The sequence below is a fragment of the Rhizobium sp. YTUHZ045 genome (assembly GCF_051124255.1).
Classification (GTDB): domain Bacteria; phylum Pseudomonadota; class Alphaproteobacteria; order Rhizobiales; family Rhizobiaceae; genus Rhizobium.
Genome location: NZ_CP101432.1, coordinates 3204887 through 3219440, shown reverse-complemented (window position 1 = coordinate 3219440; position 14554 = coordinate 3204887). Strand labels below are relative to the sequence as shown.

Here is a 14554-nt window from a genome sequence, read left to right as displayed (position 1 = left end):
AGATAACATTCGCTGCCGTCGCCGTCATCCCAAAACCATTTGATGAGGCCGGCCGCGTCAGCGGCCGGCATTCGGATCACGCATGGGAATCGAGGATGATGTAACCGAGACCGGGTCGCTCGCCGGGAAGGAATCCTCCAGGCCCTCCTCCAATTCTTCTTCGAGCAAGGCCGGATCCTTGCTGCGCGCGCCGTCGCCATGGGCTGGTTCGATTGCTGCCGCAAGCAGGACCTTGGCGCGCGCGACCGCGTTTTCCAAGGTCAGTTCGGGTGCGCTTCGCAGCGTTACGGCAATGCTGTCTTCGCCTTCACCGCCGAATTCGACGACGAAGCCGTCTTCCGTCTGGTAGACGGTGATATCGCTGAGTGCCATGGCCGTTCCCCCAAACGCGCTCATGTTAGCAAAGCGTGTTTTTGGAATTTTGTCGAGCGAAGACCTTCACCAGCCAATCGATGAAGACGCGCACACGCGGCGAAAGCTGGCGGTTGCGGGGGTAGAGCAGGGAGACCGGCGTGGGGGTCAGCGGAAAATCCTCGAGCACTTGGACCAGCGTGCCGTCGGACAGATCTTTTTCGGCGTGGTAGCGCGGGATCTGGATCAGGCCGAGGCCCATCCTCGCTGCAGCAACATAGCTTTCGGCGGCGTTGACGGTGACGGTCGCCGGAATGGTTATGTCGCGCGCCGCGCCATCGACGATGAATTCGAGCGGCAGCAGACCGCCGGTGCTGCTGGAGCGGAAGCCGACCATGCGTTGGCCGGCAAGCCGGTCCGGATGCTGCGGCAGGCCACGGGCGGCGACATAGGTGGGAGAGGCTAGCGTGATCTCATCAAGCACGGCGACACGCCTGATGGTCATGTCGCTATCCGCAGGCGTACCGACGCGCAGCACACAATCGATGCCTTCGCGCACAAGATCGACCAGCCGGTCGCCTTCGCTCATATAGAACTCGATCTCGGGATAGGTCTCCAGAAAGGACGGCAGGCTCGGCAGCACGAAATGGCGTGCGAGCGTGCCGTGCACATCGACACGCAGCAGGCCTTTCGGTCTGGTGCCGGCAAAGGCCCCTTCCGCATCCTCGATGTCGGCGAGGATCGACAGGCAGCGCTGGTAATAGGCCTCGCCGTCGAGCGTCGGGCTGACATGGCGTGTCGTGCGCTGGAGCAGGCGCACGCCGAGGCGGGCCTCGAGCTGCTTGACCGCGTCGGTAACGGTCGAGCGCGGCAGGCCCGTGTCTTCCGCTGCGAGGGTGAAGCTGCGGCGCTCCACAACACGGCAGAACACACGCATGGCATCGAATCTGTCCATCTTGTTTGTTCGTGTTCTCCGGATAGTGATGCCGGAGAATGCACGATTAACCGGCGGAAGAAAAGGCGCATCTTCTTCTCATCGAAAACGCGCTGCGGCGTAAAAGGAGAAGAACAATGGCTTCCAACAAAGACAGCAAGGTCGCACTCGTCACCGGCGCTTCCCGCGGTATCGGCGCGGCCGTAGCCAGATGCCTCGCCAGGGAGGGTTTCACCGTCGTCGTCAACTATGCCGGCAGTGCGGCAGCGGCCGAGGACCTCGCCCGGGAGATCGAACAGGCTGGCGGCAGGGCGCTGACGGCCAAGGCGGATGTCAGCAATGCTGAAGCCGTCCGGCGGATGTTCGACGCTGCGGAAGGCGCCTTTGGCGGCGTTAATGTGCTTGTCAACAATGCCGGCATCATGATGCTGTCGCCGCTCGCCGAGACTGACGACGAAAACTTCGATCGTCAGATCGGCGTCAATCTCAAGGGCACGTTCAATACACTCAGGGAAGCGGCCCGGCGTCTGCGCGATGGCGGCAGGGTCATCAACTTTTCGACTTCGGTCGTCGGCTTGAAGCTCGAAACCTACGGCGTTTACGCCGCCACCAAAGCCGCCGTCGAAACGCTGACGGCAATCATGGCCAAGGAGATGCGCGGCCGTAACATCACCGTCAACGCCATTGCGCCCGGGCCGGTGGCGACCGATCTTTTCCTGAACGGCAAGACGGAGGAACTCATTACCCGCATGTCGAAGATGAATCCGCTGGAACGGCTCGGATCGCCCGAGGACATTGCCTCCGCAGTCGCCTTTCTCGCCGGCCCGGACGGCGGCTGGATCAATGGTCAGACACTGCGCGCCAACGGCGGCGTGATCTGATGAAGGCGCCCTCATCGCAATCATGTGATTGAAGATTGTAGGTCTCCCCCCTTACAATCTTGTGGAGAGTGCCTATAGTTGTTCTATCGCGAGCGAGTGGAGTTCCCTGACGCTCTCTCCCGAACCTCCAGAGCCTGCCGCGTCCAGTCTGCGGCGCGACAGGTTCGATGTTCAAATTTAACGGCCCGTCGAAGGTTTCTCTGCCTTCCGGGCCGTCTCTGTTTTGCCGCCGCGCGGCATGCTCTAGAAATCGTTCAGCTTGGCCTCGACCAGGAGCTTGACCAGCCAATCGACGAAGACGCGGACTTTGTTGCTGAGGTGGCGGTTCGGCGGATAGACCACATAGAGCGGCACCGGGTCACGGCGCCAGTCCGGCAGCACGCGGACGAGTTCGCCCCGCCGCATCGGTTCACGCGCCATGAAGGTCGGCACCTGCGCGACGCCGAGCCCCGTCAGGGCCGCGGTCAGATAGGTGCGGCTGTCATTGACCGAGGCAATGCAGCGTGGGGTCGTCTCGACCATTTCGTTGCCCCTGCGAAATTCGAAAGGCAGCGTTCGGTTGTTCTGGGCGCGGAAATAATTGACGGAGTAGTGCGTGGTCTCCAAATCCTCCGGCCGTTCGGGCATGCCGAATTTCTGAATGTAGCTCGGCGAAGCGCAGGTGATCAGTTCCATCTCCGAAACCCGCCGGGCGATCAGTGACTGATCGGTGGGCGTACCGGCCCGCAGCGCGCAATCGACGTTTTCGACCAGATAGTCTACCGTGCGGTCGCCGACCCCTAGGTCCAGACGGATATCCGGATAGCGCTGGTAGAAGTCGCAAAGTGCCGGAACGATAATGGCGTCGGCAAAAGCGCCGCTCATTTCGATGCGCAACCGCCCGCTCGGCAGGCTTTGCGAATTGGAGAGGCTGCCATCGAGTTCCTCCAGCTCGGAGATGATCTGGGCGGCGCGTTCATAATAAAGTGCGCCGTCCGTGGTCACCATGACCCGGCGCGTGGTGCGGTTCAGGAGCTTGGTGCGCAGATGCGCTTCGAGACCCTGAATGAGGTTGGTCACCGTCGCCTTGGGCATGGCGAGCATGTCGGCGGCGCGGGTGAAATTGCCCGTCTCCACGACGCGGATGAAGACGCGCATTGCCGAAAGTTGATCCATCGGTTTCAAGTCCGCAGTTTGCGTTGCACCATTATTCGAGAATCGGAACAGTGTTATCGTGATATTGCTTCTTATTCCCTGTTCTGAATAACAATATCTTTTTTATATGAAATGCAAGCGGCAGGTGTTGTGTGCCTGCGGTTGCGTGCAAAAGAGACCGGACCGATGACGGTGGAATGGAAGGACATGATGCTGGATAAGGTGGCCATCGGCCCCGTTTCCGCGCGTGTCTACCAGGGCGCCGATTACGGCAAGGGTCCGCCCATCGTGCTTTACCTGCATGGGGGCGCATTTCTCGACAGCGAAACGAATGTCGACCGGCCGGTTGCCGTCAGTCTCGCCAAAGCCGGCGCCATCGTCGCCGCCGTCGACTACAGCACACTGTCCGGCAATCTCTTTCCGAAGGCATTGGAAGTCTCCTTCTCCGTTTTCACCTATCTCGCCAACAAGCGCGCCGCCGGTCTCGGCGACCGGAAGTCGCTGCTGTTTGTCGCCGGCGAGGAGGCGGGCGGCAATGTCGCGGCCGGAGTGGCGCTCAAGGCGCGCGATCAGATGCCGGACGCGCTCGACGGCCAGGTACTGATTTCACCGCTGCTCGATCCCTTCATGGGCACGTCGTCGATCCGCAAGGCCGAAGCGATCGGTATGCGGCAGCGCTGGGCTGACGGCTGGAGCCATTATCTGAGCGGTGGCGGCTGCCATCCCTACGCGGCCCCCTGCCTCTGTTCGCGTCTTTCAGGCGTCGCGCCGGCGCTGATATTTACCGCGGAGGATGATCCTCTGCACGACGAAACACTTGGTTACGGTGCCCGCCTGAAAAAGGCCGGCGTCGGTGTGCGCCAGCATGTCCTTCCCGCCGGGACGGGCTGGCCCTCGATTTACGGTGGGAAATCTGGGGAGACACCCGACTGGCAGGAACACGTCAGCCGCCATTTCGGAAGTTTCCTTCAGGACGTAAGCGTCCAACCGCAATTGCATTGAAGAAGATCTGATATTTCGGCGGCCTGGGGCCGCAAGGAGAGTACTGATGACGTCCAGAAGCAAGCGCTGGGCCCTCGTGGGCGCCGGCATAGGACTTGTTGCGTCCGTTTCAGGCGCTGCATTGTTTTTCGAGCTGCCGATGAGCACGACGGCTACGGCAGCTTCCGCTCCCGCGCAGCCTCCTGCCGTACCGGTGACGGTGGCCATGGTCGAAGCCCGCGACGTGACGGCCTGGGAGACCTTTTCCGGCCGTCTCGAAGCGGTCGATCGTGTCCAGGTCCGTCCCCGTGTCGAAGGCGCCATCCTTTCGGTGGCTTTCCGTGAGGGGGCGCTGGTGAAGCAGGGTGACCTGCTCTTCACCATCGATCCGGCTCCTTACCAGGCTAGCGTGGCGCAGGCTCAAGGCCAGGTCGCTTCGGCCGAAGCCAAGGTCAGCCTGGCGCAGACCGAGCTTGACCGCGGCCGCAGGCTGTCCGACAACCGCACCATCTCCCAGAGCGATCTTGATCAGCGCCAGAGCGCGCTGGCCGAGGCGCAGGCAGGACTGCGATCAGCGCAGGCTGCGTTGCAGTCGGCTCAGCTCAATCTCGATTACACTCAGGTGCGGGCGCCGGTTTCCGGCCGCATCGGCAAGATCGAGGTGACGACAGGCAACCTGGTTGCGGCCGGATCGGCTTCGCCTGCGCTGACGACACTCGTTTCGGTCGATCCGATCTATGCGAGCTTCAACGCCAGCGAAGAGATGGTGACCCGCGCTCTCGCCCAGTTGCCGCAGACGGACGGCGCTCTGCCGCCCGTCGAAGAGATTCCGGTCGAGGTCGGCACGCTCGCCGACGAAGGCACGCCGATCAAGGGCAAGCTGCAGCTGATCGACAACGAGGTCGACGCATCGAGCGGCACCATCGGCGTGCGCGCCGTCTTCGATAATCCGGGCGGACGCCTTATCCCCGGCCAATTCGTGCGCGTGCGCATGGGCCAGCCGAAGCCTGAGAACAAGATCGTCATCAGCGACCGCGCCGTCGGCACGGACCAGGACAAGAAGTTCGTCTTCGTCGTCGACGGCGACAACAAGGTCGCATACCGGCAGGTGCAGCTCGGCGCTCTGGCTGAGGGGCAGCGGGTGGTTGAAAGCGGCCTCACCGCCGGCGAAAAGATCGTCGTCAACGGTTTGCAGCGCATCCGTCCGGGCGCCGTCGTCATTCCGCAGATGGAAGAGAAAGTCGCGACCGCGCAGTAAGACGCAGCCTTCCCCTCTCGGGGAAGGCCAATTTCCGAAATGACAGGACCCACCGGCGGCTCCCCAAACCGCCGGAAAGGGACGTTGCATCCATGTTCACCCCGGAGAGGGCTTTGATATGAACATCTCCAGATTCTTTGTTGACCGACCGGTCTTTGCCGGCGTTCTTTCGGTCCTCATCGTGGTTGCCGGCCTGATTGGCCTGCGCGCGCTGCCGATTTCCGAATATCCCAACGTCGTGCCGCCGTCGGTCGTCGTGCGCGCCACCTATCCCGGCGCCAATCCGAGCGTCATTGCCGAAACGGTGGCGACACCGCTCGAAGAGCAGATCAACGGCGTCGAGGACATGCTCTACATGTCGAGCCAGGCAACCTCGGACGGCGTGCTCAACGTCACCGTCACCTTCAAGCTCGGCACTGACCCCGACAAGGCGCAGCAGCTCGTGCAGAACCGCGTCAGCCAGGCCGAACCGCGCCTGCCGGCGGAAGTGCGCGCGCTCGGGATCACCACGGTCAAGAGCTCGCCCGACTTCATCATGGTCGTCAACCTCGTCTCCGACGGGAACAGCCACGACATCACCTATCTTCGCAACTACGCGACCTTGAACATCAAGGATCGGCTCGCCCGCATCCCCGGCGTCGGCCAGGTGCAGGTCTTCGGCGCCGGCGATTATTCGATGCGTGTCTGGATCGACCCGCAGAAGGCCGCCGAGCATGAACTTGCCGCCAGCGACATCAGCAACGCGATCAGCTCGCAGAACGTCCAGGCGGCCGCCGGCATTATCGGCGCGTCGCCGAGCCAGCCGGGCGTCGACCTGCAGCTCAACGTGAATGCACAGGGCCGCCTGCGCACGCCCGAGGAGTTCGGCAACATCATCGTCAAGACGGGCGCCAATGGGGAGATCACCCGCCTTCGCGACGTCGCCCGCATCGAGCTTGGCGCCGCCGACTATACGCTCAGGTCGCTGCTCGACGGCAAGCCGGCCGTCGCCGTGGCCGCCCTTCAGGCGCCCGGCTCGAATGCCATCGAAATCGCCGACAATGTGCGCGCAACCATGGATCAGCTGCAACTGGCCATGCCTGAGGGCGTCAAATACGAGATCGTCTACGATACGACGAAATTCGTGCGCTCCTCGATCGAGAAGGTCATCGACACGCTGCTCGAAGCCATCGCGCTCGTCGTCCTCGTCGTCATCGTCTTCCTGCAGACATGGCGCGCGTCGATCATTCCGCTGATCGCGGTTCCGGTCTCGATCATCGGCACCTTCGCGGTCATGTATGTCTTCGGCTTCTCGATCAACGCGCTCAGTCTATTCGGGTTGGTGCTTGCGATCGGTATCGTGGTGGACGACGCCATCGTGGTGGTGGAAAACGTCGAGCGCAATATCGAGCATGGTCTGTCGCCGCGCGCGGCCACTTATAAGGCGATGAAGGAAGTGTCCGGTCCGATCATCGCGATCGCGTTGGTGCTCGTCGCGGTCTTCGTGCCGCTCGCCTTCATCTCTGGCCTGTCGGGTCAGTTCTATCGTCAGTTCGCGCTGACGATCGCGATCTCGACCGTCATCTCGGCCTTCAACTCGCTGACCCTGTCACCGGCGCTTGCCGCCCTTCTGCTGAAGGGCCACGACGCGCCCAAGGACTGGCTTACGCGCTTCATGGACGCGATCTTCGGTTGGTTCTTCCGTGGCTTCAACCGCGTCTTCGGCGCAGGCTCGAATGCCTATGGTAAAGGTGTTGGCGGCCTGGTGTCGCGCAAGAGCATCGTCATGGTGGTCTACCTGGCGCTGGTCGGCGCGACCTACAGCATGTTCACCACGGTTCCCGGCGGCTTCGTGCCGTCGCAGGACAAGCAATATCTGATCGGCTTCGCTCAGCTGCCGGATGCCGCAAGCCTCGATCGCACGGAAGACGTCATCAAGCGCATGACCGATATCGCGCTCGCGCAGCCCGGCGTCGCCAATGCAATCGCCTTCCCCGGCCTGTCGATCAACGGCTTCACCAACTCCTCGAATGCCGGCATCGTCTTCGTGACGCTGAAGGATTTCGAGGAGCGCAAGACGCCGGATCTTTCTGGCGGCGCCATCGCCATGGCGCTGAACCAGAAATTCGGCGCAATCCAGGATGCCTTCATCGCCATGTTCCCGCCGCCGCCGGTCAACGGTCTCGGCACGACGGGCGGTTTCAAGCTGCAGATCGAGGATCGCGCAGGCTTGGGCAACCAGGCGCTCGACGAGGCGACCAAGGCAGTGCTTGCCAAGGCCTACCAGACGCCTGAGCTCGCCGGGCTGTTCTCCAGCTTCCAGATCAACGTGCCGCAGCTCTATGCCGATCTCGACCGCGCCAAGGCCGAGCAGCTCGGAGTGTCCGTCACCGACGTCTTCCAGACGCTGCAGATCTATCTCGGCTCGCTCTATGTGAACGACTTCAATGCCTTCGGCCGCACCTACAGCGTCCGTGTGCAGGCCGACGCGAAATTCCGCGCTCAGCCGGAAGATATCGGTCAGCTGAAGGTTCGTTCGGCGTCGGGCCAGATGATCCCGCTTTCGGCACTTCTGAAGGTGGAGCCGAGCACGGGTCCGGAGCGGGCGAACCGCTATAACGGATTCCTCGCCGCCGATATCAACGGCGGGCCGGCGCCGGGCTTCTCGTCTGGCCAGGCACAGGCGGCGATCGAGAAGATCCTACACGAGACGTTGCCTGCTGGCATCGACTTCGAATGGACGGACCTGACCTATCAGCAGATCCTTGCCGGCAATTCGAGCGTCGTCGTCTTCCCGCTCGCGCTGTTGCTGGTGTTCCTGGTGCTTGCCGCACAGTATGAAAGCCTGACCCTGCCGTTGGCGATCATCATGATCGTACCTATGGGTGTCCTGGCCGCTCTGACAGGCGTCTGGCTCACCGGCGGAGATAACAACATCTTCACCCAGATCGGCCTGGTCGTCCTTGTCGGCCTGTCGGCGAAGAACGCGATCCTCATCGTGGAATTCGCTCGCGAACTGGAGTTCGAGGGCCGGACGCCGCGCGAAGCCGCGGTCGAAGCCAGCCGCCTGCGCCTTCGCCCGATCCTCATGACTTCCATGGCCTTCATCATGGGCGTCGTGCCGCTCGTCGTCTCGACCGGCGCCGGCGCGGAAATGCGTGCGGCGATGGGCGTTGCGGTGTTCTCGGGCATGATCGGCGTGACTTTCTTCGGCATCTTCATGACGCCGGTGTTCTACGTGCTGCTGCGGCGGCTGACGGGCAATCGCCCGCTCATCCAGCACAAGCCGGACGAACACAAGGAGGAAGAGGCCGAGGTCATTCGGCTCGCGGCGGAATAAGCGGAATTCAACCTTCCTTTGTCGAGTAAATCGGGCGGGAACTTCGGTTCTCGCCCGTATCGTTTTCTGGCACCCGATGAAAATGCGTTACGTTCATCAAAACGGTTGCAACCGTGGAGGAGGGGACTATCAAAGGCGGATAGCAGCTGGGAGGATCGGCGCGGGCCCCGCTGTCCGGATAAGCGAGACCGGCAAAGCCGGCGCGCTTGCGGAAGTTGCTGAGGCGGACTGCAGCGCTTCGCTTCTAAATTTCGAAGAGAAGAGTGGCCGATCGGGAGGATAATGATGACGGACCGCCAAACGAAGAAACGCCGCCTGCGTTCGCAGGATTGGTTCGACAATCCCGATCATATTGACATGGCGGCGCTCTATCTCGAGCGTTTCATGAATTACGGCATCACCCCGGAAGAGCTGCGCTCGGGCAAGCCGATCATCGGGATTGCCCAAAGCGGCAGCGATCTAACGCCCTGCAACAGAGTGCATATCGAGCTCGCCAAGCGCGTGCGCGACGGCATTCGCGACGCAGGCGGAATACCGATCGAGTTTCCGACACATCCGATCTTCGAGAACTGCAAGCGTCCGACCGCCGCCCTCGATCGCAATCTTGCCTATCTCGGCCTCGTCGAAATCCTCTACGGCTATCCACTCGACGGTGTCGTGTTGACCACCGGCTGCGACAAGACCACGCCTTCGGCGATCATGGCTGCTTCGACGGTCGATATTCCGGCTATCGTGCTTTCCGGCGGTCCGATGCTCGATGGCTGGCACGAAGGCGAACTGGCCGGTTCCGGCACCGTCATCTGGCGGATGCGGCGGAAATATGCGGCAGGCGAGATCGATCGGGAGGAGTTCCTGCAGGCAGCGCTCGACTCGGCTCCGTCCGTTGGCCACTGCAACACGATGGGCACAGCCTCAACGATGAATGCGCTGGCGGAAGCACTCGGCCTGTCGCTCACCGGCTGTGGCGCCATCCCGGCCGCCTACCGCGAGCGGGGGCAGATGGCCTACCGCACCGGACGGCGCGCCGTCGAGATCGTGTTCGAGGATCTGAAGCCATCGGATATCCTGACGCGGGCTGCTTTCCTCAATGCGATCCGCACCAATTCGGCGATCGGCGGCTCGACCAATGCGCAGCCGCATCTGGCTGCGATGGCCAAGCATGCCGGCGTCGAACTTTATCCCGATGATTGGCAGGTGTACGGCTTCGATATCCCGCTTTTGGCCAATGTCCAGCCAGCGGGCGCCTATCTCGGTGAGCGCTACCACCGCGCCGGCGGCACGCCGGCGATCATGTGGGAGCTGCTGCAGGCCGGAAAACTCGACGGCGATTGTCGCACGGTGACGGGGAGGACGATGGCCGAGAACCTCGACGGTCGGCAGACTAGCGACCGCGAGGTCATTCGGCCATTCGACGAACCGCTGAAGGAGCGGGCGGGCTTCCTCGTTCTCAAGGGCAATCTCTTCGATTTCGCGATCATGAAGATGAGCGTCGTCTCGGAGGATTTCCGCCAGCGCTATCTTCTGGAACCCGGGCGGGAAGGTGTCTTCGAGGGCAAGGCGGTGGTTTTCGACGGTTCCGAGGATTATCACAAGCGCATCAACGACCCCGAACTCGGCATCGACGAGGATACCATCCTCGTCATCCGCGGCGCGGGGCCGCTCGGCTGGCCGGGATCGGCCGAGGTCGTCAATATGCAGCCGCCGGATCATCTGTTGAAGCGTGGCATTCGCAGCCTGCCGACAATCGGCGACGGGCGTCAGTCGGGCACCGCCGACAGCCCGTCGATCCTCAATGCATCACCAGAAAGCGCTGCCGGGGGCGGCCTCGCCTGGCTTCGCACCGGCGATATCATCCGCATCGACTTCAACCAGGGGCGCTGCGACATGTTGGTCGACGACGCGGAGATCGAGCGGCGCAGGAGCGACGGCATTCCGCCGGTGCCGGCGGATGCCACGCCGTGGCAGCAGATCTACCGCCGCTCGGTGACGCAGCTGTCGGACGGCGCGGTTCTAGAAGGTGCTTCGGAGTTTCGCCAGATCGCGAAAAACCCGCCACGGCACAACCATTGATTCTGGCGCAGGGCAGCGATAGTGGCTAATTTCCGCTGAAATGCTTCCTGTCCTCCGGGTTGAGTACGCGAGAGATTTCGGCGCGACATTTATCCGCGCCGGAAGTTATTGGGCACCAAGTAATTTTCTTGAGCTTGCAACGGCATTGTTTCATGGTAATGCGGAAACGAAGCTTACTGCATTGCATCGAAAACGATTATACGCGTGGTCAAGACCATCGGCGCGGCTTCTCCATCGTTCGTCCGGTGCGATCGGGTGGCGGTGATCTGAAAATTGCTTTGCCGTTGGCGGGATGGACTTGCGGGACATTCAATCTGGGAAGGTCGCATGAATTCGGAATTTGCCGTTCGTTCGATGCGGCCCGGCGAATTGGAACTCGTGCTCGAATGGGCGCGTCAGGAGGGGTGGAATCCGGGTCTCGACGATTCGCTTGCATTCCTCGAAGCCGATCCGTCGGGATTTTTCGTCGGCTCTATCGGTGAAGTCCCCGTCGGCTCGATCTCGGTCGTCAAATATGGCGACAGCTTCGCCTTTCTCGGCCTCTACATCGTCCACCCGGATTTCCGCGGCAAGGGTTACGGCAAGGCGATCTGGGAAGCGGGGATTGCCACGGCGGAAGGCCGGACGATCGGTCTCGACGGCGTTGCCGCGCAGCAGGGGAACTATCGCAAGGCCGGCTTCGAGCCCGCCTATTCCACCATTCGTTACGGCGGTGTTGCCTCCTCTTTGCCGGCCTCCACGCTTGTCGCGCAGCCGGTGCTGGATTCACGCCTGGAAGGGCTGCAGCGTTATGATGCGGCGATCTTTCCGCAGCCGCGGGATGCCTTCCTCGCCGCCTGGTGCACCAGCCGCAAGGGGCGGCGTACGGCCGTAGTCCGCAAAAGCCACAAGATCCGCGGTTACGGCACGATTCGCCGCTGTTACGAGGGCTACAAGATCGGCCCACTTTTCGCCAACGATGCAGACAGCGCCGCGGCGCTGCTTGCCGGATTGATCCCTGAGGCAAAGGGTGCTCAGATCTTCATCGATATCCCCGCCGACAATCGCGAGGCGATTGCACTTGCCGAAGGCATGGGTCTTCTGCCGGTGTTCGAGACCATGCGGATGTATCGAGGACCCGCCCCGGCGATCCCGCTGAAACACGTCTTCGGCGTGACGACGCTGGAGCTTGGTTAAGCCTAATCCACGGGCGAGGCGGGCACGGTGGGAGCGGACGCTTTCGGCCGGCCCTTTTCGGCGATTGCGATGCCGCCGAGCGTCAGCATCAGCGCTACCATATGGAAGGACTGAAGCCTTTCTCCGATCAGTACGACGGAAAGCAGTGTTCCGAATACCGGCACGAGATTGATGAAGAGACCGGCGCGGTTGGCGCCGATAGCCTCAACGCCTTTGATATAAAGGATCTGCGCCAGCAATGAGGGGAAGATCGCGGTATAGAAGGTGATGCTCCAGCCGGCCTGGTCAGGCCACTGCGCAGCGCCGCGGCCGATCTCCCAGAGAAGCAGCGGCAGCGAGGTCAGCATGGCGGCGAGGGCGGGGAAGGCCATTAGCGTGCGCCAGTCGACCGGCGGTTTCCAGCGCAGGAAAATGGTGTAGAGCGAATAGGCGGCAATAGCGATCAGCATCAGCCCGTCGCCGCGGTTAAGCTGCAACTGCAGGAGCGTGGCGAGGTCGCCATGGGCGGCGGTCAGCGCCACGCCCATCAGCGTCATGCCGAAGCCGAGACATTGCGCCAGCGAGATGCCAGTGCGGAAAAAGAAAAAATTCAACAGGAAGATCAGCATCGGAATGCCGGCTTGCTCGATGGCGACGTTGATCGCCGTTGTATATTGCACTGCCGAATAGAGCATGGCGTTGAAGAGCGTATAGCCAATGGCGCCGTAGCAAAGAAGCAGCGGCAGGTTTTTCCTCGCCACGGGCCAATCCTTCTTCAGTTGCGGCACAGATATCATGGCGATGAACGCGACGGCGAGGAACCAGCGCAGAAAGGTCAGCATCATTGGGCTGATATGGCCGACTGCGAGTTTGCCGGCGACGGAGTTGCCGCCCCAGCAGAGGGTGGCGATGACGAGGCAGATATAGGCTGTGGCTTGCAAGAGCGTTCTTCCTCGTCTTCTTGCGATCGAAGTTCGGATTTTTCCCAGGGGAAATAGACTGCCGGCTGCTGATTTGTCACGCAAAAAGCCCAATCGTCTGTGACAACAGGGTCGCTTTCCCAAAAACAAAGCTTTATAGATGCGCGGGTTTGAGCAGGTGCGCGGTTTTCCGCCGGTAACAGGAAGAGTTGGATGACGAACGTAGTCGTGGTCGGTTCGCAATGGGGTGACGAAGGCAAAGGCAAGATTGTCGATTGGCTTTCGGAACGTGCGGATATTGTCGTGCGCTATCAGGGCGGCCACAATGCCGGCCATACGCTCGTCATCGACAGCACGAGCTATAAGCTCTCGCTGTTGCCCTCTGGCGTCGTGCGTCCCGGCAAGATGGCGGTGATCGGCAACGGCGTCGTCGTCGATCCGCATGCCCTGATCGCTGAGATCGGCCGACTGGAGGCGCAGGGCGTGACGGTTACGCCTGACAATCTGCGCATCGCCGACAATGCGACGCTCATCCTGTCGCTGCATCGCGAGCTCGACGCGATGCGCGAGGATGCCGCGTCCAACAGCGGCACCAAGATTGGCACGACGCGCCGCGGCATCGGTCCGGCCTATGAGGACAAGGTCGGCCGCCGCGCCATCCGGGTCATGGATCTCGCCGATCTCGACAGTCTTTCCGGCAAGGTCGACCGTATCCTGACGCATCACAATGCGCTTCGCCGCGGCCTCGGCGTCGCCGAGATCAGCCACCAGGCGATCATGGACGAGCTGACCTCAATCGCCGATCGGGTGCTGCCGTTCCGCGACACGGTCTGGCTTTTGCTTGATAGGGAGCGCCGCAAGGGCGCCCGCATCCTGTTCGAAGGTGCGCAGGGCAGCCTGCTCGACATCGATCACGGCACCTATCCTTTCGTGACCTCCTCCAACACCGTGGCTGGCCAGGCGGCGGCCGGTTCCGGCATGGGGCCAGGCTCGCTCGGCTATATCCTCGGCATCACCAAGGCCTATACGACACGCGTCGGCGAAGGCCCGTTCCCGACGGAGCTGACCGACGAAATTGGCCAGTTCCTGGGTGAGAAGGGGCATGAGTTCGGTACCGTGACAGGGCGCAAGCGCCGCTGCGGCTGGTTCGACGCGGCACTGGTGCGTCAGTCGGTTGCGACCAACGGCATTACCGGCATCGCGCTTACGAAGCTCGATGTGCTCGACGGTCTCGAGGAACTGAAGATCTGCGTCGGTTATATGCTCGACGGGGAACAGATTGATCATCTTCCCGCAAGCCAGGGAGCGCAAGCTCGGGTCGAACCGATCTATGTCACGCTTGAGGGATGGAAGGAATCGACCGTCGGCGCCCGCAGCTGGGCGGATCTTCCGGCACAGGCGATCAAATATGTTCGCCAAGTCGAGGAACTGATCGGGGCGCCGGTCGCGCTCCTTTCCACCAGCCCGGAGCGAGACGACACGATACTTGTGACCGATCCGTTTGAGGATTAAGGTCACGGCCCACTGTGGAGGACAGTTCGGCAGAAGGCC

Annotated in this window: 11 protein-coding genes; 7 read left to right on the top strand and 4 right to left on the bottom strand. The window is 62.0% G+C overall.

The window, feature by feature from the left end:
• Window positions 1–57: 57 nt before the first annotated feature.
• Window positions 58–372 carry a hypothetical protein gene (locus NMA58_RS16075; RefSeq protein ID WP_184453633.1) on the bottom strand — a complete coding sequence of 105 codons (315 nt, stop codon included), beginning with the start codon at window positions 370–372 and terminating at the stop codon, window positions 58–60.
• A 25-nt stretch (window positions 373–397) separates the two neighbouring features.
• Window positions 398–1306 carry a LysR family transcriptional regulator gene (locus NMA58_RS16070; RefSeq protein ID WP_434711191.1) on the bottom strand — a complete coding sequence of 303 codons (909 nt, stop codon included), beginning with the start codon at window positions 1304–1306 and terminating at the stop codon, window positions 398–400.
• A 116-nt stretch (window positions 1307–1422) separates the two neighbouring features.
• Between NMA58_RS16070 and NMA58_RS16065 the strand changes: the two genes are divergently transcribed.
• Entirely contained in the window at window positions 1423–2166 is a 744-nt protein-coding gene (locus NMA58_RS16065; RefSeq protein ID WP_434711189.1) for an SDR family oxidoreductase, read from the top strand.
• Between the two features lie 243 nt (window positions 2167–2409).
• Here NMA58_RS16065 and NMA58_RS16060 read toward each other — a convergent pair whose 3' ends face one another.
• Window positions 2410–3321: a LysR family transcriptional regulator gene (locus NMA58_RS16060; RefSeq protein WP_097600688.1), complete on the bottom strand. Its 912-nt coding sequence runs from the start codon at window positions 3319–3321 to the stop codon at window positions 2410–2412.
• Window positions 3322–3486: 165 nt separating this feature from the next.
• On the opposite strand from NMA58_RS16060, the gene NMA58_RS16055 reads away from it, so the two are divergent.
• The 5 genes from NMA58_RS16055 to NMA58_RS16035 all read left to right on the top strand — a co-directional run bounded on the left by NMA58_RS16055 (window position 3487) and on the right by NMA58_RS16035 (window position 12104).
• A complete protein-coding gene (locus NMA58_RS16055) occupies window positions 3487–4302 on the top strand; it encodes an alpha/beta hydrolase fold domain-containing protein (protein ID WP_221156257.1) in 816 nt (271 codons plus the stop codon).
• A 46-nt stretch (window positions 4303–4348) separates the two neighbouring features.
• Window positions 4349–5539 (top strand): efflux RND transporter periplasmic adaptor subunit, encoded by a 1191-nt coding sequence (locus NMA58_RS16050; protein ID WP_434711187.1) that lies wholly within the window; start codon window positions 4349–4351, stop codon window positions 5537–5539.
• A gap of 118 nt (window positions 5540–5657) precedes the next feature.
• Window positions 5658–8858: an efflux RND transporter permease subunit gene (locus NMA58_RS16045; RefSeq protein WP_085779211.1), complete on the top strand. Its 3201-nt coding sequence runs from the start codon at window positions 5658–5660 to the stop codon at window positions 8856–8858.
• Between the two features lie 285 nt (window positions 8859–9143).
• The gene (locus tag NMA58_RS16040; RefSeq protein WP_434711184.1) at window positions 9144–10928 is read left to right on the top strand and encodes an IlvD/Edd family dehydratase; all 1785 of its coding nucleotides are present in this window, start codon (window positions 9144–9146) and stop codon (window positions 10926–10928) included.
• A gap of 327 nt (window positions 10929–11255) precedes the next feature.
• Window positions 11256–12104, top strand: a complete 849-nt coding sequence (locus NMA58_RS16035; protein ID WP_434711182.1) for a GNAT family N-acetyltransferase — start codon at window positions 11256–11258, stop codon at window positions 12102–12104.
• A 2-nt stretch (window positions 12105–12106) separates the two neighbouring features.
• Here NMA58_RS16035 and NMA58_RS16030 read toward each other — a convergent pair whose 3' ends face one another.
• Window positions 12107–13024 carry a DMT family transporter gene (locus NMA58_RS16030; protein ID WP_434711180.1) on the bottom strand — a complete coding sequence of 306 codons (918 nt, stop codon included), beginning with the start codon at window positions 13022–13024 and terminating at the stop codon, window positions 12107–12109.
• A gap of 192 nt (window positions 13025–13216) precedes the next feature.
• Between NMA58_RS16030 and NMA58_RS16025 the strand changes: the two genes are divergently transcribed.
• Window positions 13217–14515, top strand: a complete 1299-nt coding sequence (locus NMA58_RS16025; protein ID WP_434711178.1) for an adenylosuccinate synthase — start codon at window positions 13217–13219, stop codon at window positions 14513–14515.
• Window positions 14516–14554 lie beyond the last annotated feature (39 nt).

Coding starts and splice junctions, on each gene's coding strand:
- NMA58_RS16075 (WP_184453633.1), bottom strand. CDS start 372: ATGGCACTCAGCGATATCACCGTCTACCAGACGGAAGACGGCTTCGTC.
- NMA58_RS16070 (WP_434711191.1), bottom strand. CDS start 1,306: ATGGACAGATTCGATGCCATGCGTGTGTTCTGCCGTGTTGTGGAGCGC.
- NMA58_RS16065 (WP_434711189.1), top strand. CDS start 1,423: ATGGCTTCCAACAAAGACAGCAAGGTCGCACTCGTCACCGGCGCTTCC.
- NMA58_RS16060 (WP_097600688.1), bottom strand. CDS start 3,321: ATGGATCAACTTTCGGCAATGCGCGTCTTCATCCGCGTCGTGGAGACG.
- NMA58_RS16055 (WP_221156257.1), top strand. CDS start 3,487: ATGACGGTGGAATGGAAGGACATGATGCTGGATAAGGTGGCCATCGGC.
- NMA58_RS16050 (WP_434711187.1), top strand. CDS start 4,349: ATGACGTCCAGAAGCAAGCGCTGGGCCCTCGTGGGCGCCGGCATAGGA.
- NMA58_RS16045 (WP_085779211.1), top strand. CDS start 5,658: ATGAACATCTCCAGATTCTTTGTTGACCGACCGGTCTTTGCCGGCGTT.
- NMA58_RS16040 (WP_434711184.1), top strand. CDS start 9,144: ATGACGGACCGCCAAACGAAGAAACGCCGCCTGCGTTCGCAGGATTGG.
- NMA58_RS16035 (WP_434711182.1), top strand. CDS start 11,256: ATGAATTCGGAATTTGCCGTTCGTTCGATGCGGCCCGGCGAATTGGAA.
- NMA58_RS16025 (WP_434711178.1), top strand. CDS start 13,217: ATGACGAACGTAGTCGTGGTCGGTTCGCAATGGGGTGACGAAGGCAAA.